Annotated in this window: 19 protein-coding genes; 10 read left to right on the top strand and 9 right to left on the bottom strand. The window is 64.7% G+C overall.

Going from position 1 to position 22,888, the window contains the following annotated elements:
* Nucleotides 1-178: 178 nt before the first annotated feature.
* Nucleotides 179-589 (top strand): 50S ribosomal protein L19, encoded by a 411-nt coding sequence (rplS, locus tag AC1RNP_RS12370; protein WP_226470424.1) that lies wholly within the window; start codon nt 179-181, stop codon nt 587-589.
* Between the two features lie 114 nt (nt 590-703).
* Here the strand turns inward: rplS and AC1RNP_RS12365 are convergent, their stop codons facing one another.
* From AC1RNP_RS12365 to AC1RNP_RS12355, 3 genes are all read right to left on the bottom strand, one after another.
* Complete coding sequence (locus tag AC1RNP_RS12365; protein ID WP_493051560.1) at nt 704-1,078, bottom strand: GFA family protein; 375 nt, start codon at nt 1,076-1,078, stop codon at nt 704-706.
* An 88-nt stretch (nt 1,079-1,166) separates the two neighbouring features.
* On the bottom strand, nt 1,167-2,651 hold the full coding sequence (locus tag AC1RNP_RS12360; protein ID WP_493051559.1) for an MATE family efflux transporter: 1,485 nt from the start codon (nt 2,649-2,651) through the stop codon (nt 1,167-1,169).
* A 9-nt stretch (nt 2,652-2,660) separates the two neighbouring features.
* The gene (locus AC1RNP_RS12355) at nt 2,661-3,290 is read right to left on the bottom strand and encodes a hypothetical protein (RefSeq protein WP_493051558.1); all 630 of its coding nucleotides are present in this window, start codon (nt 3,288-3,290) and stop codon (nt 2,661-2,663) included.
* A gap of 130 nt (nt 3,291-3,420) precedes the next feature.
* Between AC1RNP_RS12355 and AC1RNP_RS12350 the strand changes: the two genes are divergently transcribed.
* Nucleotides 3,421-3,837, top strand: coding sequence for an RNA-binding S4 domain-containing protein (locus AC1RNP_RS12350; RefSeq protein WP_493051557.1), 417 nt, complete (start codon nt 3,421-3,423; stop codon nt 3,835-3,837).
* 15 nt (nt 3,838-3,852) lie between these two features.
* Nucleotides 3,853-5,283, top strand: coding sequence for a DHA2 family efflux MFS transporter permease subunit (locus tag AC1RNP_RS12345; protein ID WP_493051556.1), 1,431 nt, complete (start codon nt 3,853-3,855; stop codon nt 5,281-5,283).
* Nucleotides 5,284-5,346: 63 nt separating this feature from the next.
* On the opposite strand, the gene katG is transcribed toward AC1RNP_RS12345, so the two are convergent.
* The 5 genes from katG to mutS form a co-directional block, all read right to left on the bottom strand.
* Nucleotides 5,347-7,524 carry a catalase/peroxidase HPI gene (katG, locus tag AC1RNP_RS12340; RefSeq protein WP_493051555.1) on the bottom strand — a complete coding sequence of 726 codons (2,178 nt, stop codon included), beginning with the start codon at nt 7,522-7,524 and terminating at the stop codon, nt 5,347-5,349.
* 156 nt (nt 7,525-7,680) lie between these two features.
* A complete protein-coding gene (locus AC1RNP_RS12335) occupies nt 7,681-7,806 on the bottom strand; it encodes a hypothetical protein (protein ID WP_493051554.1) in 126 nt (41 codons plus the stop codon).
* A 479-nt stretch (nt 7,807-8,285) separates the two neighbouring features.
* Complete coding sequence (locus AC1RNP_RS12330; RefSeq protein WP_493051553.1) at nt 8,286-8,906, bottom strand: DUF937 domain-containing protein; 621 nt, start codon at nt 8,904-8,906, stop codon at nt 8,286-8,288.
* 141 nt (nt 8,907-9,047) lie between these two features.
* Entirely contained in the window at nt 9,048-9,746 is a 699-nt protein-coding gene (locus AC1RNP_RS12325) for a hypothetical protein (protein ID WP_493051552.1), read from the bottom strand.
* Nucleotides 9,747-9,808: 62 nt separating this feature from the next.
* Nucleotides 9,809-12,376: a DNA mismatch repair protein MutS gene (mutS, locus tag AC1RNP_RS12320; RefSeq protein ID WP_493051585.1), complete on the bottom strand. Its 2,568-nt coding sequence runs from the start codon at nt 12,374-12,376 to the stop codon at nt 9,809-9,811.
* A 476-nt stretch (nt 12,377-12,852) separates the two neighbouring features.
* Between mutS and AC1RNP_RS12315 the strand changes: the two genes are divergently transcribed.
* Nucleotides 12,853-15,288, top strand: a complete 2,436-nt coding sequence (locus tag AC1RNP_RS12315) for a TonB-dependent receptor (protein WP_493051584.1) — start codon at nt 12,853-12,855, stop codon at nt 15,286-15,288.
* 135 nt (nt 15,289-15,423) lie between these two features.
* A complete protein-coding gene (locus tag AC1RNP_RS12310) occupies nt 15,424-15,921 on the top strand; it encodes a CinA family protein (protein WP_493051551.1) in 498 nt (165 codons plus the stop codon).
* A 97-nt stretch (nt 15,922-16,018) separates the two neighbouring features.
* Here the strand turns inward: AC1RNP_RS12310 and AC1RNP_RS12305 are convergent, their stop codons facing one another.
* Complete coding sequence (locus tag AC1RNP_RS12305; RefSeq protein ID WP_493051550.1) at nt 16,019-16,954, bottom strand: bifunctional helix-turn-helix transcriptional regulator/GNAT family N-acetyltransferase; 936 nt, start codon at nt 16,952-16,954, stop codon at nt 16,019-16,021.
* 90 nt (nt 16,955-17,044) lie between these two features.
* On the opposite strand from AC1RNP_RS12305, the gene lexA reads away from it, so the two are divergent.
* The 5 genes from lexA (at nt 17,045) to alaS (ending at nt 22,767) form a co-directional block, all read left to right on the top strand.
* The gene (gene lexA, locus AC1RNP_RS12300; protein ID WP_493051549.1) at nt 17,045-17,704 is read left to right on the top strand and encodes a transcriptional repressor LexA; all 660 of its coding nucleotides are present in this window, start codon (nt 17,045-17,047) and stop codon (nt 17,702-17,704) included.
* Nucleotides 17,705-17,894: 190 nt separating this feature from the next.
* A complete protein-coding gene (gene recA / locus AC1RNP_RS12295) occupies nt 17,895-18,929 on the top strand; it encodes a recombinase RecA (protein WP_493051583.1) in 1,035 nt (344 codons plus the stop codon).
* 79 nt (nt 18,930-19,008) lie between these two features.
* The gene (locus tag AC1RNP_RS12290; RefSeq protein WP_493051548.1) at nt 19,009-19,350 is read left to right on the top strand and encodes a hypothetical protein; all 342 of its coding nucleotides are present in this window, start codon (nt 19,009-19,011) and stop codon (nt 19,348-19,350) included.
* Nucleotides 19,351-19,408: 58 nt separating this feature from the next.
* Nucleotides 19,409-19,903, top strand: a complete 495-nt coding sequence (locus AC1RNP_RS12285) for a regulatory protein RecX (protein WP_493051582.1) — start codon at nt 19,409-19,411, stop codon at nt 19,901-19,903.
* 233 nt (nt 19,904-20,136) lie between these two features.
* Nucleotides 20,137-22,767 (top strand): alanine--tRNA ligase, encoded by a 2,631-nt coding sequence (gene alaS / locus AC1RNP_RS12280; RefSeq protein ID WP_493051547.1) that lies wholly within the window; start codon nt 20,137-20,139, stop codon nt 22,765-22,767.
* Nucleotides 22,768-22,888: the final 121 nt, after the last annotated feature.

Here is a 22,888-nt window from a genome sequence, read left to right as displayed (position 1 = left end):
TGGGGATTCGCCTCCCGGAGAACCTCCGTCCTGCAGGGTCGATCGCGGCTAACTAATTGCCCTGCAAAGAAAAATATCGCTATAATGCCTGGCTTCGTTCCACCCAAGCCATGACGCGGGTCCACGTGCACTCGCGCAACAACCACTCCAACAGGCAATTACAAACCGGACTCGTGCCATGAACAAGCCGTCGATCCACACCCTGCTGCAGAGCTTCGAAACCGAACAGGTGCAGCGCAAGCTCCCGGACTTCGGTCCCGGCGATACCGTCGTCGTCAACGTCAAAGTGAAGGAAGGCAACCGCGAACGCGTGCAGGCCTACGAAGGCGTCGTGATCGGCAAGAAGAACGCGGGTCTGAACTCCGCTTTCACCGTGCGCAAGATCTCGCACGGCTACGGCGTCGAGCGCGTCTTCCAGACCCACAGCGCCGCGATCGACTCGGTGCAGGTCAAGCGCCGCGGCGACGTGCGCTCGGGCAAGCTGTACTACCTGCGCGGCCTGGAAGGCAAGAAGGCGCGCATCAAGGAAGATCTGGCCGCCCACGCCAAGGCGAAGGCCGCCGCTGCCGCCGAAGCCGCTGCCGAGTAATCCACTCGCAACGCGACATCGCACGAAAGGCCGCCGAGAGGCGGCCTTTCGCGTTTCGGACGATCGGTATTGATCTCTGTGACGGTGCCGGTTTGGTGGCGGCAGCGTCTCCGGTTATTTTCGATTCTCCTCGTACTGCTCGGCCCCCTCGATCGGTCGTAGCCACGGCTCGCGGCGTTTGATCCAGAGTTCATAGCTCGGCACGAGCGTGGTGGGGGCCTCTGACAGGATTCCGAGCTTGATTTCCGCCTCTCGGTCATCGACGGAGAACAGCCGCGATCCGCAGCGGGGACAAAAGTGTTGGCCGTTGAATTCCGACGTTTCACCCGCGTGTTCAAACTGGTGAGCGGGCCAGACAGCATAGAAAGTAAAGGCCGAACCGCTTTCTTGCCGGCAGTCTGTGCAGTGGCAGATGCCGATGCGCAGGGGTTCACCGCGAACGGAAATCTGCAGCTGCCCGCAAAGGCATTTTCCCGAAAGGATGTTCATGGCTGGTACCTATCCTGTCTGAAGTCCAGCAACCGATCAGGCTGCATGGCGGCGCTTCTGTTCCATGATGATTTCGCCGACGAATTTACTATGCTTCGGGTTGGACGGATTTGATCGCTTCTTTGGACGCTTCCGCATGCGGACTCGGATCTGCGACAGGCGAAGGTGGCTGCGCCGGCACTTCCGACGGCACCGCGACCTTGTCGCTATCGGGCGCCATCATCCTCGCCTGGCGCCAGCCGCCCCATTTGTAATACGCCAGCGCCATCAGCATCGAGCACACCGAGCTAGCCGGGAAGCTCCACCAGATCGCATCGGCGCCGTACCGCGATTGCAACAGCAGCGCGAACGGAATGCGGATGCCCCATAGCGCACCGGCCAGGATCAGCATCGGCGCCAATACTGCGCCGGTGGCGCGCACCACGCCCGAGACCACGAACGTCACGCCGAAGAACAGGAACGACCACACCGCGATGTGATTCAAGTGACGCGCGTTCGCCAGCGCGGCGCTGCCGTCCGGCAGGAACAGGGACAGTGTGGTGTGGTCGAACACCACGATCGGCAGGATCAACGCGCCGGTCAGCAGGAAATTGAAGAGGATGCCGGTGCGCGCGGTGGCGTTGACGCGATTCCACTGTCGCGCGCCCACGTTCTGCGCCGCCATCGACGAACAGGCCGCGCCGATCGCCATCGCCGGCATCTGCACGTAGGTCCACAACTGCAGGGCCGCGCCGTAGGCCGAGGTCGTGTCGACGCCGTAGGCGTTGACCATGCTGATCATCATGATCATCGACAGCGAGATCAGGATCATCTGGATGCCCATCGGCACGCCCTTGACGATCAGCGCGCGCAGGATTGCCCGATCCGGCTTGTAGACGGCGTTCTCGTGACGGCTGATCCACAACGGATGGCGGCGATGACGCAGCCACAGGATCAGCGCGGCCAGACTGACCGCGTTCGCGATCAGCGTGGCCGTGGCCGAGCCGGCGATGCCCAGCTCCGGGAACGGGCCGATGCCGAAGATCAGCAGCGGATTGAGCACGATGTCGAGCACTACCACCAGCAGCAGGAACGCGAACGGCGTGCGGGTGTCGCCGGCGCCGCGCAGGATCGCCGACAGGAACGCGAACATGTACAGGAACGGCATGGCCAGGAAGATGACGCGTAGATAGGCCTCGGCCATCGGCAGAGCGTCGTGCGGTGTGCGCATCCAGACCAGGACGTGACGCGCGAGCGGCATGCCGATCAGTGCGATTCCGATCGACACCGCGAAGAAGAACGTCGCGCTGGTGCCGATCACGCGCTTGGCCTGGGCGATGTCCTTCGCACCCATCGCCTGGCCGATCAGAATGGTCGCCGCCATGCCGACGCCGAAGATCGCGCCGATCAGGAAGAACATGATGTTGTTGGCGTTGGCCGTCGCGGTCAGCGCCTGCTCACCAAGGAAGCGTCCGGCCCAGATCGCGTTGACCGAACCGTTGAGGGATTGCAGCACGTTGCCGACGAGGATCGGCAGCGCGAACAGGAACAGGGTGGAGCCGATGGGGCCTTGAGTCAGGTCGCGGGGTTTCATCAGTTCGCTTTAGCCTGTGCTGGGGCGGGGGAGTGGCGGACGGTCGAGCCGTCTCGCGTGAGCAGGGGATGGGGTCCTCCTTGATTCAACGTTGAAATCGATATAGAGCGCGTCTTCGCGCATGCCAAGAAGAGTCGCATCGGTCAATTCGGCGGACGGGACGGTCTCCCGTGACAGCAGGTGGAACGACGCATCGAGCGGACCGTCGTAGGAATGCAGCAGCAATCCTAGGGACGGCGTCTTTCCGGAATCCAGAATGTCGCGGATCAGGTTGACCCAGGTGACGACAGCGTCGCGGTGCGCTGCTTCTTTCGACGCTGCATCGGCCCCCGCGTGCTCATGTGCTTGCGCCAGTGATCTGGTGATTTTCGCTTCGCTCCAGCCTTTCTTGCGCAGGCGCTGTACCTGCGCTTCGAGATCGGGCTCGCGTGCGCCGCGCTGGGGAGCAAGCGCGCCCAGCGGTGTGCCGCAGTCGCAATGTCCGGATGTCAGGAGAAAATATCGCTCGCCTGCATCGAGTTGAGCCTCGATGTCAGGATTCGACAACGGGCTGAACCGCCGGCCATATCGCTGCGCGATCGTATCGATCGCGTCGATGGCGGAGGCGGCCGGAAGCACTGCGGTGACGAAATGGCACATGGCAGGGGTCGGGCTGAGGAGGCGCGCGACCGGGGCGTGAGGTCGGCGCGTGATATTAAGCGCGGATGGCTGCCGATGGAGCGTGTGCGCTCGCGACCGGTACGCGCGGATTCAAGGCGGCTGCGGTATCATGATGGCCAAGATGGAGATAGATTCGGGCGTCGCTGAGGTCAGGCTGGATATCTGGCTCTGGGCTGCGCGCTTTTTCAAGACCCGCAGCCTGGCCAAGCAGGCGATAGAGACGGGCAAAGTCGAAATGAATGGACAGCGCGCGAAGCCTTCACGCGGCGTGCGCGTGGGTGATGCGATGCGCATCGCGCGCGGGGACGAAACGTTCTCGATCGAGGTGCTGGCGCTGAGTGATACACGTGGGCCGGCCAGCGTCGCGCAATCCCTGTACCGGGAATCGGAGGCCTCGCGCGCCGAGCGCGAGACGAAACGCGCCGAACTGCGCGCGGCGCGGGCCGGTTACAAACCGCCGGAGACAAAACCCGACAAGCGCGCGCGCCGGCTGATCCGTGCGTTGGGAGACATCGATGCGACCTGAGCTGGCGGTTGCCGCATGAGGCAGGGCCGCCTGCTCCCGTTGATCGTTGCCTGCGCGTTGTTCATCGAGAACATGGATTCGACGGTGATCTCGACGTCGCTGCCGGCGATCGCGCGCGACCTGTCGACTGATCCGATCGCGCTCAAGCTGGCGCTGACGACGTATCTGCTGGCGTTGGCGGTGTTCATCCCGATCAGCGGTTGGGTCGCGGATCGCTTCGGCGCACGGCCGACCTTCATGGCGGCGATTGGTGTGTTCCTGCTCGGCTCGGTCGGGTGCGCAGCCAGCGGTTCGCTTGAAACCCTGGTCGCGGCGCGATTCCTGCAGGGCATGGGCGGCGCGATGATGGTGCCGGTAGGCCGCCTGGTGTTGCTCCGCACGGTGCCGAAGAGCGAGCTGGTGCAGGCATTGAGCTGGCTGACCATTCCCGCGCTGGTCGGGCCGGTGATCGGTCCGCCGCTCGGCGGTTTCATCACCACGTATTTCGATTGGCGCTGGATCTTCCTGATCAACATTCCGATGGGCGTGCTCGGCATCGTGCTGGCGAAGCGCTTCATCCCCGACATCAAGGAATCGGCGCCTCCATTGGACTGGATGGGTTTCCTGCTGACCGGGCTGGGATTGGCGCTGGCGATGTTCGGCTTTTCCACGCTGGGCCGTCATCTGGTGTCGATGCCGCTGTCGGTCGCCGCGCTGGTGATCGGAGTCGGCGCATTGCTGGCCTATGTCTGGCATGCGAACCGGCATCCGCATCCGTTGCTTGATCTCGGCCTGTTCCGGTTGTCGACATATCGCGCCGGCGTGCTCGGTGGTTCGCTGTTTCGCATCGGTATCGGCGCGATTCCGTTCCTGCTGCCGTTGATGCTGCAGCTGGGCTTCGGGTTGAGCGCGGTGCAGTCGGGCTTGCTGACATTCGTGTCGGCGCTGGGCGCGATGTTCATGAAGACGATCGCGGCAAGCGTGCTGCGGCGTTTCGGGTTCCGCAAAGTGCTGGTGGCCAACGCGGTGATCGCTTCGCTGATGCTGTGCTGCTTCGGCCTGTTCCGTCCGGACACGCCGCATGTCTTCATCATCGCGACGCTGCTGATCAGCGGTTGTTTCCGCTCGCTGCAGTTCACCAGCTTGAACGCGATCAGCTTTGCCGATGTGGATTCCAAGCAGATGGGGCAGGCCAGCAGCCTGTCCGGGATGATGCAGCAGCTGTCGCTGAGCATGGGCGTGGCGGTCGGCGGCTACGTGCTGGAATTCGCCGGCCTGCTGGGAGGACGTCCCGCCACCGACGTGCACAATTTCTATGTCGCCTTTGTGGTGGTCGGTCTGATCTCGGCCAGTTCGGCCTGGATGATGTGGCGGCTGCCGCGCGATGCCGGCGCGGAAATGTCGGGCCGCGCGCAGGCGGGCAAGGAAATTACCGAGCCGAAGGTGGAACAGCGGCCGGCGACGTGATGTCCGCAAAAGAAAACGCCGGCCAGAGGCCGGCGTTTTCCATGGAACGCAAGTCAGAGGCGATCAGGCAAGATCGAAGCGATCGAGGTTCATCACCTTGTTCCAGGCCGCCACGAAATCACGGGCGAACTTTTCCCGCGCGTCCGAACTCCCGTAGACCTCGGCCAGAGCCCGAAGCAGGGAGTTGGAACCGAAGACGAGATCGACGCGCGTGCCGGTCCACTTGAGGTCTCCCGTCTTGCGGTCGCGCCCTTCGAAGACGTCCTTGGCTTCCGATGCCGGCGTCCACACTGTGCCCATGTCGAGCAGGTTGACGAAGAAGTCGTTGGTCAGTGTCTCCGGCCGCTTGGTGAAGACGCCGTGCTTGGTCTGGCCGTAGTTCGTGTTCAACACGCGCATGCCGCCGATGAGCACCGTCAGCTCGGGCGCGGTCAGTGTCAGCAATTGCGCGCGGTCGAGCAGGAGTTCCTCGGCCGTCACAGCGTAGCGGGTCTTGAGGTAGTTGCGGAAGCCGTCGGCGACCGGTTCGAGCACCGCGAAGGATTCCACATCGGTCTGGTCCTGCGTGGCATCCACACGGCCCGGTGCGAAGGGAACCGTGATGTCGAGACCGGCGTTCTTCGCGGCCTGCTCGACACCCGCGGCACCGGCCAGCACGATCAGGTCGGCGAGCGAGATTTTCTTGCCGCTCGATTGCGTGGTGTTGAATTCGTTCTGGATGCCTTCGAGCATCTTCAGCACTTTCGCCAGCTGCTCGGGCTGGTTGACGTCCCAATCCTTCTGCGGCGCGAGGCGAATGCGCGCACCGTTCGCACCACCACGCTTGTCGGAACCGCGGAAGGTGGACGCCGACGCCCAGGCGGTCGACACCAGTTGTGAAACCGGCAGGCCGGAGGCCAGCACCTTGGTCTTGAGCGCGGCGATGTCCTTCTCGTCGACGAGCGGATGATCGACGGCGGGAAGCGGGTCCTGCCAGTCGAACTGCTCGGCCGGCACTTCCGGGCCGAGGTACCGCGCGCGCGGACCCATGTCGCGATGCGTGAGCTTGAACCACGCGCGGGCGAAGGCGTCGGCCAGCTGATCGGGATGTTCGAGGAAGCGGCGCGAGATCTTTTCGTAGGCCGGATCGAAGCGTAGCGAGAGATCCGTGGTGAGCATCGTCGGCACGTGCTTCTTCGATGCATCGAAGGCATCCGGAATCGTCGGTTCGGCGTTCTTCGCGCGCCATTGCTGGGCACCAGCCGGGCTCTTGGTCAACTCCCACTCGTACTTGAACAGTGTCTCGAAGAAATAGTTGCTCCACTTGGTGGGCGTTTGACTCCAGGTGACTTCGGGGCCGCCGGTGATCGCGTCGGCGCCCACGCCCGTGCCGTTGCCGTTCTTCCAGCCGAAGCCTTGCAGTTCGATGTCGGCGGCTTCCGGCTCCGGTCCCACGAGGGAGGCATCGCCGGCACCGTGGGTTTTGCCGAAGCTGTGGCCGCCCGCGATCAGCGCGACGGTCTCCTCGTCGTTCATCGCCATGCGGCGGAAGGTTTCGCGGATGTCGCGCGCGGCGGCGACCGGATCCGGGTTGCCGTTCGGCCCTTCCGGATTGACGTAGATCAGACCCATCTGCACGGCCGCGAGCGGATTCTCGAGATCGCGATCGCCGGAGTAGCGCTTGTCTTCCAGCCAGGTGGTCTCGACGCCCCAGTAGACGTCACGATCCGGCTCCCAGGTGTCCTCGCGGCCACCGCCGAAGCCGAGCGTCTTGAAGCCCATCGATTCCAGCGCGACGTTGCCGGCCAGGATCATCAGGTCGGCCCAGGAAATCTTGTTGCCGTATTTCTGCTTGATCGGCCAGAGCAGACGGCGCGCTTTGTCCAGGCTCGCGTTGTCGGGCCAGGAGTTGAGCGGCGCGAAGCGCTGCTGGCCGCGCCCGCCGCCGCCGCGTCCGTCGCCGATGCGATAGGTGCCCGCGCTGTGCCAGGCCATGCGGATCATCAGGCCGCCGTAGTGGCCGAAGTCCGCCGGCCACCATTCCTGCGAATCGGTCATCAGCGCGTGGAGATCCTTCTTCAATGCCGCGTAGTCGAGGCTCTTGAACGCCTCGGCGTAGTTGAAGTCCGCGCCGAGCGGATTGGACTTGGAGGAATGCTGATGCAGGAGATCGATCGGCAACTGTTTCGGCCACCAGTGCTGGTTCGAGGTACCGGCGCCAGGCGTGTGTTTGATGGGGCACTTTGCTACGGCGGATGACATGTGTTTTTTTCCTTATGGTCGTTTGCACGCAACTGCCGGATCCGGTCTGGAGTCCGGGCATCGATGAAATGAATGTTCTTGAGGAACTCGTCCGGGATGCGCCGTTTTCTCGATCAGTCGAGGGTTTCGCAACGACAGGGCCGCGCGGACAAATAATCAGCGCGTCATGTCGCCGCTGATCGGATTGCCGCCGTTGATGCGCAGCGTCTGATCGGGCGTGTGTAGGACTTGTCTTCGTTGGGCTGGCTGGTGGGCTGGCTCCGGCAGGGGCGTGTAGGTCATCAAAACTACGCCACACCAATGACAACGAGAAATTGAATGATGCTAAGGAATTGATAGGGGTCGCCTATTGCCTCGGCAATTCGCATAGGCATCGCGGACGAAGTGCGTCTGCGGAAAGAGGACAAGCTTCAAAATTCGTGAAGAGTCCGCAGCGTAGCGCGGAAATCAGAAAGGGAGTTGCTTGAGCCAGGTATCGCTGGATACAGGCCCAGATCCTCTGACGAAATTCGTCCGTCATCCCGGCGAAAGCCGGGATCCAGCCTTTCGGTCAGTACATCGATTTCTAAACAAAAACTGGACCCCGGCTTTCACCGGGATGACCAGCTTTGGGAGCAGAGTCGAAACCAGGAGCGCGAATGCCTGGCGCTGCGAATTCGATTGCTTCGTGGCCGCCCTGTGCTTTCTCCGAAATCGGGATGAGCATCGCGGCGCACACGGCGGGGCATGCATGCCACCGCCATGCGGTGGCGGGGTGGGAATCAGCGCTTCCCGCCGAGCAGCCCGCCGCCGATCTTGAGCAGATCGCCGATGCCGAGCTGACCATCGCCGTCCTGATCGAGCACCGCGCCGAGTAGCCCGCCGCCGAGGCCGCCTTGCTGCGCGGTCTGCTGGCGTTCCTGGCCGAGCGCTTCGCCCAGGCCGCTGGCGCCGGCACCGTTGCCCTGTCCACCCAGGAAGCGCTGGGCGAGGAAGGAGAGCACGATCGGCGCCAGGATCTTGAGCAGTTGTCCGGCCTGGTCGTTGCCGAGGCCGGTGGCCTGTCCGAGGCTCGCTTCCGCGCGCCCCTGGTTGCCGCCGAAGATGTGGCCGAGGATCGCCGCACCGTCGGTCTGCCGGTTACCACCGGAGGTGCCGCCGAGCACCGCGCCCAGCACGCTGCCGAGGTCGAGACCGGCGTGGTCCTTCTGCAACGCGCCGAACAGGGCTTCGGCACCCGAGGGTTGGGCCGCGTTCTTGCCGAGCGCGCCGAGCAGCAGCGGCAATGCCGCGCCGACGGCGTTGGTCGTCTGCATCTGGCCGGCGCCCAACTGCTGCGACAGTTGCTGCAGCGGCGCGCCTTGCAGTTGCTGGAAAAGTTCTTCGGCGAGGCTGTTGCTCATGGCGGGTTCCACCTGTGGGAAAAATGTGACCGGGTCGGCATGGTAGCGCGGGCCTGTTAGTTTTGTGTCCGGTCCGAAGTCCTGCGTTTGGCGGGGTGCCCGGGCACGAGTGCGTCCTAATCGACTCCGGCTCGCCGACACTCAGACCGGCATCTTGTCCGCAACCGCCGCGCGTTTGAACAGCCAGATGGCCAGCATGCCGTTGATGACGAAGACCAGGATCAGGTACAGGGTGAAACTGTCCAGGAAGTCGAACCAGGCGACGCCGGTGTAGTTGCCCAGCAGACGCCCCAGCGTGCGCAACGCGTTGAGGGTGAAGGCGATCGATGCCAGCCGCAGCCAGCCCGGACCCGCATTCCAGGTGGCGATCGCGAAACAGATCCAGGCGAGCAGGCCCGACAGCATCAGCGGGAAATAGATCGCGCTGGTGAATGTTCCCCAGAACGCGTGCCGCTCGGCCAGAACGCCGCGCAAGGCAGGTTCGTTTGCGTAGGCATTGGCCCATTGCTGGCTGACCATCACGAAGTCCAGGCCGCGATGGAGAAACTCGAACACCACGAAGAACATGGTGAAGGTGAAGGCAAGCAGCGAGGCCAAGGGTGCCTTGGCGAAGCGATCCAGCGCGAACACGGCATACGTCACCGCCAGCGCCGCAATGCTGAGCAGCACTGCCAGTGCCCGCGTCCGGTCCATCCAGCCGGTGCGCACGGCGAAATCCTCGGCGGCTGCCTGGGTTTCGGGAAACCAGACGAGGACACATAAGGCCTGGAAGATCTGTGCGGCCATGAAGACGCACAGGCCTGCGCCGGCGATGCGGAAATGCTTGGCGGTCAACTGCATCGTGTTTTCCCCTCGGATGCGGTGGCGTTGAGATGGTACGGATCAGAACGGAACGGGATAGATCAGGAGCGGGACAGGGCCTTGAGCCGATAGAGCGCTTCCAGGGCCTGCTTGGGCGACAGATCGTCAGGCTCGATCGTGGCCAGCGCATCGAGCGCGGCCGAGGCAGGTGCGAACAGGCCGAACTGCTGCGGTGAGTCGAGCGTGGCCGGTGAGAGCGGCGCGGTGTCGCGGGTATGTTGTTCCAGTTCCGCGAGGCGTCCGCGCGCTTCGCGGATGACGGGTTTCGGCAGGCCCGCCAGCGCGGCGACCTGCAGACCGAAGCTGCGATCGGCTGGTCCATCCTTCACCGCGTGCATGAAGACGAGCGTGTCGCCTCCGTTTTTATCGTGGTGCTCGACGGCGTCGAGATGCACGTTGGCGATGCCGCTGTCTTGCGTGGCGAGCGCGGTCAATTCGAAGTAGTGGGTGGCGAACAACGTGTAGCAACGATTGCTCGATGCCAGATGCCGTGCGCAGGCTTCGGCGAGCGCGAGACCGTCGTAGGTGGAGGTGCCGCGGCCGATCTCGTCCATCAGCACCAGCGATTGCGGTGTGGCGTGATGCAGGATGTAGCTCGTCTCCGCCATTTCCACCATGAAGGTGGATTGGCCGCGCGCGAGGTCGTCGCCGGCGCCGATGCGGGTGAGGATGCGGTCGATCGGCCCGATCGTCGCGCGCGAGGCCGGCACGAAACTGCCGATGTGCGCGAGCAGCACGATCAGCGCGTTCTGGCGCATGTACGTGCTCTTGCCGCCCATGTTGGGGCCGGTGATGATCAGCATGCGGCGGCTGTCTTGAGCGTCGCCGCCGTCGAGCAGCAGATCGTTCGGCTCGAACGGCTCGTCGCGCACCGCTTCCACCACCGGATGGCGGCCGCGCTCGATGCGAAGGCAGGCGTCCTCGACCAGCTGCGGCTGCGACCAGTCCAGCGTTTGCGCGCGTTCGGCGAAGCAGGCCAGCACGTCAAGTTCGCTCAGCGCGGCGGCGCAGCGCTTGAGCGATTCCAGATCTTCGTTCAGGCCATCGAGCAGCTGTTCGTAAAGCAGGCGTTCTCGTGCCAGCGACCGCTCGCGCGCGGACAGCACCTTGTCCTCGAACGTCTTGAGCTCCTCGGTGATGTAGCGCTCGGCGCCGGTGAGCGTCTGCCGCCGCGTGTAGTGCGTGGGCGCACGCGCGGCCTGGCCCTTGCTGATCTCGATGTAGTAGCCATGCACGCGGTTGTAGCCGACCTTCAGCGTCGGGATGCCGCTGGCCTCGCGTTCGCGCTGTTCGAGATCGATCAGGAACTGGTCGGCGTTGCTGGACAGCCGGCGCAGTTCGTCGAGCTCGGCGTCGTAATCCTCGGCGAAGACGCCACCGTCGCGGGCGAGCAGCGGCGGCTGTTCGACCAGCGCCTGCGCGAGCAGCGCGGCCTGTGCGTCGTGTTCGCCCATTTCCGCGGCGAGCGTCTGCAGGCGCGGCGAGTCCAGCGGCTGCAGCAATCCACGCAACTGCGGCAGCATCGCCAGCGCGTCGCGCAGCGTGCTCAGGTCGCGTGGGCGCGCCGAGCGCAGGGCGATGCGCGAGAGGATGCGCTCGACGTCGCCGAGCGCGCGGAAGGTGTCGCGCAGCGTCTCGCCGACGCCGCTCTCGATCAGGCTGGCGACGGCGTGATGGCGCCTGCCGACTTGGTCGCGATCGCGCAGCGGCCGATGCAGCCAGCGCCGCAACTGGCGGCCGCCCATCGGCGTGACCGTGGTGTCGAGCACGCCGAGCAGCGTGTGCTTCTGGTCGCCGTCCACGCGCGTGTCGAGTTCGAGATGGCGGCGCGTGGCGGCGTTCATGGCGATGGCCCCGTCGCTGGACTCCACCGCGATCGCGGTGAGATGCGGCAGGCGCTGCTTCTGCGTCTCCTCGACGTAGCCGAGCAGGGCGCTGGCCGCGGCGATGGAGAGAGGTTTGTCTTCGATGCCGAAGCCGGACAGATCGTGCAGTCCGAAGAACTGCAGCAGTTGCCGGCGTCCGCTGTCGCTGTCGAACAGCCAGGGCGCGCGTCGGCGCAGGCCGGTGCGCGTGTTGAGGAAGGCCGGCCAGCCTTCCTCGTCGGGCAGCAGCAGCTCGGCCGGCTCCAGGCGCGCGAGTTCGGCTTCCAATGCATCGTCGTTGCCGACTTCATTGACCAGGAAGCGACCGCCGGCCAGATCCGCCCAGGCCAGGCCGTAACCGTTCTTGCCGCGTGCGATCGCCAGCAGCAGCGTGTCGCGGCGTTCGCTGAGCAGGGCTTCGTCGGTCACCGTGCCCGGCGTGACGATGCGGACCACCTTGCGTTCGACCAGCCCCTTGCTCGCCGCCGGATCGCCGATCTGTTCGCAGATCGCCACCGACTCGCCCAGCGCCACCAGTCGCGCCAGATAGCCCTCGACGGCATGGAAGGGCACGCCCGCCATCGGGATCGGCTGCCCGGCGGACACGCCGCGCTGGGTGAGGGTGATGTCGAGCAGACGCGCCGCCTTGCGGGCGTCGTCGTAGAACAGCTCGTAGAAATCGCCCATGCGGAAGAACAGCAGCACGTCCGGATGCTCCGCCTTGGCGGCGAAGAACTGGCGCATCAACGGGGTATGGCTGGAGAGGGCCGGGTCGGGACCGGCCGCGCGGGGGCTGGGGTGGCTCACAGGAAGGAAACAGAGGTGAAGACTACGGAGGAGAAGTCTAGCCGGTATGTCGGCAACGTCGCCGATCCGGAGCCGACTGCAGACGCAAATGGCCGTCTCACGACTTGCCGTCTCGCCGCGTACCGCAACGCACAATGCCTTACGGCGAATATGGTGTTAATTTTGCGTGAAGGCGCTCGGGGACGCCTGTAGTCGACCAGAACGGAGTACTGCACGGTAGCAATCGAACGCTATTTCCAATCAACGCAATCTGATGGCCTTAGGGGGACACCATGATCGCTGCAAGACCGCAACACAGGGCGCTGACACTCGCTGTTCTCGCCGTGACGAGTCTGATGTCAGAGGCGGGGGCGCAAGAAAGCAGAAGCGGAAAATCACCCGAGCGCGAAAAAGAAGCCACCACGTTGGACACGATGGTGGTGACCGCACAGAAACGTGAAGAAGTCCTGCAGGACGTCCCGATCATGCTGACGGCACTGCCCGAGCAGATCCTGCGCGACAGCGGCGTCCGTGACGTCAAGGATGTGCAGTTGCTGGTCCCGGGACTGCATGTGAGTTCCACCACCAACGAGTCGCAGACCACCGCGCGCATCCGTGGCGTCGGTACCAACGGCGACAATGCCGGTCTGGAGTCGGCGGTCGGTGTGGTGATCGACGGTGTGTACCGGCCGCGCGTCGGTGTCGGTTTCGGTGATCTGGGCGAAATCGAGCGCATCGAGGTGCTGAAGGGCCCACAAGGCACGGTGTTCGGCAAGAACACATCGGCAGGCGTGATCAACGTGATCACGCGGCGGCCGAGCTACACGCAGAACGCGGAAGGCGAGATCACGGTCGGCAACTACGGCGCGGTCGGCGTGTCCGGTGCCTACAACGACGCGCTGAGCGACACCGCGGCGTTCCGCATCTACGCGGCGAAGCGCAAGCGCGACGGTTTCCTCGATGTGCGCACCGGGCACGGGCCGCGCGAGGAAACCGACGACGTCGATCAGAACTTCCACTCGCTGCGCGGCCAGCTGCTGCTGGAACCGAACGACAACCTCGACATCAACTTCATCGGCGACTACACCAGTCGCGAGGAGCACTGCTGCGCGGGCGTCACCATCATCCGCGGCCCGACCGCGGATACCGTCGATCGCATCGTCGGAGGGCCGGGGCAGGGCGTGATCCTGGAGGCCGATCTGGAACGCCATCTGGCCTACGCCAACCGCAGCACCAAGCAGGACATCAAGGACAAGGGCGTTTCGGCGGAAATCAATTGGACGACGCCATGGTTCCGCGGTGCCACGCTGACTTCGATCACCGCCTTGCGCGACTGGAAGAGCATCAACGGACGCGATCTCGATTTCACCGCGGGTGACGGCCTGTATCAGGCGCCGACCGAGGATGGTGCCTCCAGCGACTTCAAGACCTTCAGCCAGGAACTGCGCCTGACCGGCTCGACCGACAAGATCGACTGGATGGTGGGGTTCTTCTATTCGGACGAGGATCTCGATCGCAGGGAGGGTTATTCGTATGGCGTGAACTACGAGGACTTCCTCTCGGAGGCGACGCTGATCCGTCTCCAGCACGACCTCGCTGCCGCCGGCAGTCCGAGCGTGGTCAACATGACCGATGCGAATCTGTTCCTCTCGCAGGCGACGGGCTTGCCCTACGGAGCTTCCTTCGCGGGCGGCGCCGGTTCGCGCGATCGTCACCAGCAGAAGGCCAAGTCCGCGGCGTTGTTCACCAACAACACCTGGCATGCCACCGACAAGCTGGATTTCACCCTGGGCCTGCGCTACACGCGCGAGAAGAAGGATCTGCATTCCAACTACGTCAACCCCGACAACGGTGCGGCCTGCAAGGCGGTGGAGGATCATCTGCTGAGCAATGCGCTCGGCGCCTTGCTGGCGCGCGGGCTCACGTTGCAGGAAGTGCTGTCGGTCGGGCAGGTGGCGGTCGGCATGATCTGCGTGCCCTGGCAGAACTACGTCTTCAACGGCAAGACGGTCGACCAGAGCCGGGAGGAAAAGGAATGGTCGGGCACGCTGAAGGCGGCCTATCGCTGGAACGACCATCTGATGACGTATGCCTCGGCCGCGCGCGGCTACAAGGCCGGCGGCTACAACCTGGACCGCGAATCGACGCCCAATCCGCTGGGCATCACCGCGCCGCTGCAGGGTCAGCCGCTGATCCTGATGGATGCGGACACCTCGTTCCCGGGCGAGTTCGTGGACAGCTATGAGCTCGGCGGCAAGAGCACCTGGCTGGGCGGCAATCTGCTGTTGAACGCGACGCTGTTCTATCAGGAGTTCACCGACTTCCAGCTCAACAGCTTCCTCGGCACCAGTTATGTGGTGCGTTCGATTCCCAAGGTCACCTCCAAGGGCATCGACACCGAGGTGAACTGGCAATCGACCTCGATCAAGGGCCTGTCGCTGCAGGGCGGCGTGACCTATGCCGATACGCGTTACGGCAAGGACAGGCTGCCGGACGCCGATCTGTGGAGACTGCCGGGCAGCCACATCAGCTTCGCGCCGCTGTGGTCGGCCTCGGCGTCGGCCACCTACCAGTGGGATTTCGGCGGTGATCTGATCGGACGCTTCAACGTCGGTGCGAAATACTTGTCCGAGCACAACACCGGCTCCGACCTGGACCCGGAGAAGATCCAGAGCGGCTACGCCCTGGTCAACGCCCGGCTCGGCATCGGCGCCAAGAACCAGCGCTGGATGGTGGAACTGTGGGGACAGAACCTGGGCGACAAGACCTACAAGCAGGTCGCCTTCGACGCGCCCCTGCAGGTCGGTTCGTGGAACACCTTCCTGGGCGCGCCCAGGACGTATGGCGTGACGTTGCGCGTGCAGTACTGATCGCAATCCGATCAGTCGAACGGAATGACGGCCCGGCACTCGCGTGCCGGGCCGTTTTCCTTCCGTGCAGCTTGAACGCAGACTTTCGCGCCGGGATCGGCTACAACGCGCGCTTCCCCACGTGACGAAACGCCGATGTCCATCCCCACCGATTCCGAACTGCGCGTCATGGCCGAGGCACTCGGCTCGCGCCTGCGCGCCGCGCACGATCGCCTGGTCGCCGCGGAGAGCTGCACCGGCGGCTGGATCGCCAAGACCGCCACCGACATCGCCGGATCGTCTGACTGGTTCGACTGCGGCATGGTCGCCTACAGCTACGAGGCCAAGCAGGCGCTGCTCGGCGTGCGGCCGCAGACGCTGGAAAGCTTCGGCGCCGTCAGCCGCGAGACCGTGGTGGAAATGGTCTCCGGCGCGCTGGTGAATTCCGGCGCCAGCGTCGCGGTGGCGGTCACCGGCATCGCCGGGCCAGGCGGCGGCAGCGCCGACAAGCCGGTCGGCATGGTCTGGATCGGCTGGAAGCGCCGCGGCGGCTATGCGCGCGCGGAGGTGTTCCGCTTCGACGGCGATCGCGAGGAAGTGCGGCGGCAGTCGGTCGCGGCGGCGCTGCGCGGGCTGGAGACGCTGGTCGTCTAGGGCGCGGACCGCTTTCCGTGCTTACTTCCTGATCCCGGGGCTTTTTGCTCGTCATTCCCGCCTTCGCGGCAATGACGCCCCCGAAATGCGACAAGGCTTAGGCAAGCTCCTTCGTCCACACTTGACCCACCAGATCGTGGCCGAAGCTGTGGTGGCGGTTTTCCTCGACGAGCACGAAGCCACAGCTTTCGTAGATCCGCCGGGCCGCAGTCAGTATGTCGTTGGTCCACAGCAGCATCTTCCGATACCCCGCGGCACGGGCGAAGGCGATGCATTCCTCGACCAGGCGCCGCCCGACGCCATGCCCGCGTGCCAGCGGATCGACCAGCAGGCAACGCAGTTGCGCGACCGTGGGATCGTCCTCGTTGCGCACCACGAAGACGCAACCGACGCGCTCGTCGTCCAGTTCTGCGATCCAGCAGCGTTCCACTGCCGGATCCTGCTGGCTGGCGAAACGCGCGAACAGGGTGGCGACCAGCGTTTCGAACTCGGCATTCCATCCGTATTCGTCGGTGTAGAGGCGGGCATGCCGCTCGATCGCCCAGCCGATGTCGCCGATGCCATGCGTGCGGATGACGAGGCGGGGCGCTTCGGGTTGTGGCGACAGCACGCGCTGCGTATCGCGCAGCGCACGCGAGAGACAGCGGCGGGCGGGTTCCGACAACCCCGACAGCATCGATGCGGTCGTCTCGCGGGAATGGCGGTCGAGTTGCGCGAACGCGGCCTCGCCGGCGGGTGTCAGCTTCAGATCGAAACTGCGGGCATCACGCGTCGACTGCGTGCGTTCGATCAGCCTGTCGGCGACGAATCCCTGCACGATGCGGCTGAGATAGCCCGCATCGAGGCCGAGGGTGTCGCCGATGTCGCGCGCGGTCACCGGCTGCCGGTGGGCAAGTTCGAACAGCACGCGCGCATGCGTGAGCGGGTAGGGGCTGTCCAGCAGATGCTCCTGCAGCACGCCGATCCGGCGCGTATAGAAGCGGTTGAAGGCGCGCATCTCGTCGACCTGGGAATCCATCGGTTGCGATGCCATCGTTGAATCGCCAATTAGTTGACTGAGTCAAATATAAAACGCCCAAGTAAGGCTTGCTAGCGCGGGAGGTTAGTAGTATTACTACTAACCATGCAGCTCACCGACACTCAGCAGGCGATCCTCGACCTGATCGCCGAACGCATTGAAGCCGACGGCCTGCCGCCGTCGCAGGCCGAGATCGCCAAGGCCTTCGGATTCAAGGGCGTGCGCGCGGCGCAGTACCACCTCGAGGCGCTCGAGGCGGCCGGTGCGATCGAGCGCATGCCCGGCCGTGCCCGCGGCATCCGTGTCGTGCGCATGCCCGAGGCGCCGCAGCAGAGCCTGCCGCTGGCGCCGGCCGCGAACGAGGATGTGCTGCAGCTGCCGGTGCTCGGGCAGGTCGCGGCGGGCATGCCGATCGGTGCGGACATCGGCTCCGAGCAGATGGTGCTGCTGGACCGCACCTTCTTCTCGCCGGCGCCGGACTACCTGCTCAAGGTCAGGGGCGACTCGATGCGCGACGAAGGCATCTTCGACGGCGATCTGATCGGCGTGCATCGCACCCGCGATGCGCGCTCGGGCCAAGTCGTGATCGCACGCATCGACGACGAAGTCACGGTCAAGCTGCTGAAGATCGGCAAGGACTCCGCCGGTCAACAAAAGATCCGCCTGCTGCCGCGCAATCCCGACTATTCCCCGATCGAAGTCCAGCCCGGACAGGATTTCGCCATCGAAGGCCTGTACTGCGGGCTGGTGAGGCCGAACCGGTGAGTCGGGCACCTCGCGTGCAACTGCCGACGGCTCGGAACGGGATTTTCCGACACTCGCGGGTTCCGGCTTCCGATGTCGCGTTCCCATCGACATCACTAATTTTGGCAAGGAGCGCGACAGTCGCAGCCTTTGCGATACGCGCCCACCACACTGCATCCCACATTCCAAACACATGACGAGGACCGCCACGATGGACGAGAACAAGAAGCGCGCACTTTCCGCCGCACTGACCCAGATCGAGAAGCAGTTCGGCAAGGGTTCGGTGATGCGCATGGGCGACCGTGTCGCCGAAGCCGCCGAGGTCATCGGCACCGGTTCGCTGATGCTCGACATCGCGCTCGGCATCGGCGGTCTGCCCAAGGGGCGCGTCGTCGAAATCTACGGGCCGGAATCCTCTGGCAAGACCACGCTGACGCTGCAGGCCATTGCCCAATGCCAGCGCGCCGGTGGCACCGCCGCCTTCATCGACGCCGAGCACGCGCTCGATCCCACCTACGCGCAGAAGCTCGGCGTCAATGTCGACGACCTGCTGGTCTCGCAGCCCGACACCGGCGAGCAGGCGCTGGAAATCGCCGACATGCTGGTGCGTTCCAACGCGGTCGACATGGTGGTCGTCGACTCGGTCGCCGCGCTCACGCCGAAGGCCGAAATCGAAGGCGAGATGGGCGACCAGCTGCCGGGTCTGCAGGCGCGCCTGATGAGCCAGGCCCTGCGCAAGCTCACCGGCAACATCAAGCGCAGCAACTGTCTGGTGATCTTCATCAACCAGCTGCGCATGAAGATCGGCATCATGATGCCCGGCCAGAGTCCGGAAACCACCACCGGCGGCAACGCCCTGAAGTTCTACGCCTCGGTGCGCCTGGACATCCGCCGCATCGGCTCGATCAAGAAGGGCGAGGAAATCATCGGCAACCAGACCCGCATCAAGGTCGTCAAGAACAAGATGGCGCCTCCGTTCAAGCAGGTCGTCACCGAAATTCTCTACGGCGAAGGCATCAGCCGCGAGGGCGAACTCATCGACATGGGCGTCGACGCCAAGCTCGTCGAGAAGGCGGGCGCCTGGTACAGCTACGGTGACGAGCGCATCGGGCAGGGCAAGGAAAATGCACGTCAGTATCTCAAGGAAAATCCGGCGGTCACCGCCCGGCTGGAAGCCGAGCTGCGCGCGAAGTTCGTGCCGCAGGAAGCTCCGAGGGAAAACGTCGAGGAAGAAGACGAGGCCTGATCCGCTTTCGTCTTCTGGTCGGAGCAGGACTCGCTCCCGACAGTGAACAGGTCAACGGTTGGACGACAAGGAGATGTCAATGAGTATTGAAGGAAAAGCACTCGCCCGGCTTCGCGAAACGGCAAGGAAGGAAGTGGAGGCCTACATTTCCCGCACGAACCAGATTGTCGGTGTCTCGGCATTCGGTCTCGCGCTCAGTTGTATAGGACTGAAGCTGCCCGCGCTGTACGCGATTCTCGGCCTCCTGTTCACGGTCCTGCTCTGGTCGCAGGGCTCGGTGGATTACCGGCCGTACATCGCGGCATTGCGCCGCGCCGGTGATCCCGGGGCCACATGGTGGGCCATCCTTTGGAGATCGCGCATCGCCTTCATCGGCTCGCTTTTCCTCGGATTGGTTGCTCTGGGGTTCATTGGTTCGTGACAAATCAGCAAAGCGGAAATCCGGCGTGATGATGAAGGACGAGGTGGTGAAGAGCGCGATGTCGAAGGACTCGAAATCGGAGTTCGATCGGACTTCACGACGCTCGCCCGAGCGGTCGCCGGCCCAGCGTGCCTTGGGGATGCTGGTCCGCCGCGAACATTCAAGAAAGGAGTTGACCCGCAAGCTGGCTTCGCAAGGCATCGATGCCGGTGAAGCCGCCGCGGCGATCGACAAACTGGCCAAGGATGGCTGGCAGGACGACCTCCGCTTCGCGGAGATGTTGGTCCGCACCCGTGCTTCCGCCGGCTACGGGCCGATACGGATTCGGGCGGAACTGGCCACCCACGGGCTGGACCAGGAAATGATTCGCCACGTCTTGGGAGACCTCGACGGCGGCTGGGCCGAAACAGCGCGCGACCTCGTCCGCCGCCGCTATGGCCCGGCCGCCGTCGATGACCCCGCCGTGCGGCGCAAGGCCGCGGATTTTCTGGCGAGGCGGGGGTTTGCGGCTGAGCAGATTCGAGGGGCGGTGCGAGCGGATCTCGAGGAGTAGGGGGTCTTTGCGGCAGTGTTCCAGCGGCCGTCCCTGGCGAGCCCTTCCTAGCGGCGAATACCCAGCCCGGCCATCCATGGCCGGGCGTTCGGGCGCACAGCAGGCGCCTTGATGGCGTCTGCTAGCATGTGCGCCCTCACCCTATTGAATCCGGGTTGTCCCTCCGCCCCGCGGCCACATCTAGTCGGTATCGCGGGCGGGGCCGCGCCTGCTCCTCCTGAATCCACGCATCAATGAAGACCACCTCCGACATCCGCCGGGATTTCCTCGATTTCTTCAGCACGAAGGGCCACACCATCGTCCCGTCGGCACCGCTCGTGCCGGGCAACGATCCGACCCTGCTGTTCACCAACTCGGGCATGGTCCAGTTCAAGGACGTTTTCCTCGGTGCGGAGAAGCGCAGCTACGTGCGCGCGGCCGACGTGCAGCGCTGCCTGCGCGCGGGCGGCAAGCACAACGACCTCGACGCGGTCGGCTACACCGCGCGCCACCACACGTTCTTCGAGATGCTCGGCAACTGGTCGTTCGGGGATTACTTCAAGAAGGACGCCATCGCCTGGGCCTGGGAGCTGCTGACCGGGATCTGGAAGCTGCCGAAGGAGCGCCTGCTCGTCACCGTCTATCACAACGATGACGAAGCCTACGACCTCTGGCACACCATGATCGGGCTGCCGGCCGACCGCATCGTCCGCATCGGCGACAACAAGGGCGCGCCTTACGCCTCCGACAACTTCTGGCAGATGGCCGACACCGGCCCCTGCGGCCCGTGCACTGAAATCTTCTACGACCACGGCCCGCATATCGCCGGCGGTCCACCCGGTTCGCCGGACGAGGACGGCGACCGCTACATCGAAATCTGGAACCTGGTCTTCATGCAGTTCGACCGCCAGCCCGACGGCACCCTGGTGCCGCTGCCGGCGCCGTGCGTCGACACCGGCATGGGGCTGGAGCGCCTGGCCGCGGTGCTGCAGCACGTGCACAGCAACTACGAGATCGACCTGTTCCAGGCGCTGATCAAGAAGGCCGCCGAACTCACCGGCACGCTGGACCTGGAGAACAAGTCGCTGCGCGTGATCGCCGACCACATCCGTGCCTGCTCGTTCCTCATCGTCGACGGCGTGCTGCCGTCCAACGAAGGCCGCGGCTACGTGCTGCGCCGGATCATTCGCCGCGCATTGCGCCATGGCTGGATGCTCGGCATGCGCGAGCCGTTCTTCCACAAGCTGGTCGCCACGCTCGACGCGTTGATGGGCGAGGCCTATCCGGAACTGCGCACCAAGCGCGAGCTGGTCGAGCGTGCGCTGAAAGCCGAAGAGGAACGCTTCGCCGAAACGCTCGACTCGGGCATGCGCATCTTCGACGAAGTCGCCAAGCGCAGCGGTGACACCATCCCGGGCGCCGATGCGTTCCGTCTCTACGACACCTACGGTTTTCCGCTCGACCTCACCGCCGACATCGCCCGCGAACGCGGTCTGACCGTGGACACGGCCGGCTTCGATGCTGCGATGGCGCAGCAGCGCGAAACCGCGCGTGCGGCCGGCAAGTTCGGCGGCGGCACGCAGTTGTCGGCGGAACTGGTCGCGCAACTCAAGCCAACCGAATTCCTCGGCTACGACCAGCTCACCGTCGGCGGCCTCGAAGTCGTCGCGCTGCTGCGCGACGGCCGTCCGGTCGATGTGATCGAAGCCGGCGAGGACGCCGTGGTCTTCCTCGACCGCACGCCGTTCTACGCCGAATCCGGCGGCCAGGTCGGCGACACCGGCGAGCTGGACGAGCAAGGCGTGCGTTTCCGCGTCACCGATACGCAGAAGTACGCGGGCCAGTACCACGGCCACGTCGGCCGGCTCGAAGCGGGTAGCCTCAAGCGCGGCGATCGTCTGGTCGCCTCGGTCGATGCCGCGCGACGTGGCGCCACCGTGTTGAACCATTCCGGCACGCACCTGCTGCATGCCGCGCTGCGCGGCGTGCTTGGCACGCACGTCCAGCAGAAGGGTTCGCTGGTCGCGCCGGACCGCCTGCGTTTCGACTTCTCGCACTTCCAGCCGGTCACGCATGAGGAACTGGCCGAGATCGAGCGCCTCATCAATATCGAAGTGCGCGCCGACCATCCCGCCGAAATTCGCCAGATGGCCATGCAGGAAGCACTGGACTCCGGCGCGATGGCGTTGTTCGGCGAGAAGTACGGCGAGCGTGTACGCGTGGTGAAGATGGGCGACTCGGTCGAACTTTGCGGCGGCACGCATGTCGCCAGCACCGGCCAGATCGGATTGTTGAAGCTGGTGTCCGAAGGCGGCGTGTCCGCCGGCGTGCGCCGCGTCGAGGCGCTGACCGGACAGGATGCGCTCGAATACGTCGCCACCGTGGAGCGCCAGCTCGGCGAGGCCGCGCGTCTTCTGGGCGGCACGGCGGGCGAGGTCAACGACAAGCTGCGCGCCTTGCTGGACAAGCAGAAAAAGCTTGAACGCGAATTGGAATCACTCAAGGCCAAGGCCGCCAGCGGTGCCGCCGCCGACCTCGCCGCCGAAGCGGTCGATGTCGAGGGCACCAAGGTGTTGGCCGTTCGGCTGGAAGGCTTCGATGCCAAGGCCTTGCGCGATGCCGTCGATCGTTTGAAACAGCAGCTGGGCGATGCCGTGATCGTGCTCGCCGGTGCCGAAGACGGCAAAGCCGCCCTGGTGGCCGGCGTGAGCGGCGCCGCGCTGGGCCGCTTCAAGGCGGGTGATCTGCTGTCGCACATTGCAAAACGCATCGGCGGAAAGGGTGGTGGACGACCTGATCTCGCACAGGGTGGCGGACCGGATGGACAGGACCTGAACAAGGCGCTGGCGGAGGTGCCGGACTGGGTTCGGGCGAACCGCGCCTGAACCTTGGTCGTAATGGCTGGTTTTTGCTTGCTGAGGTCCGTCAGCAACCGGTAACATCTTCTGTTTGTTGCAAGCGTTTTTCGGCTGCCCGTGTCCGAAAGCCGTCTGGCGGGAACGTTTC

It is taken from the genome of Luteimonas sp. GW821-FHT14E02, from assembly GCF_058803905.1.
This window is presented reverse-complemented; position numbering and strand designations above follow the sequence as displayed.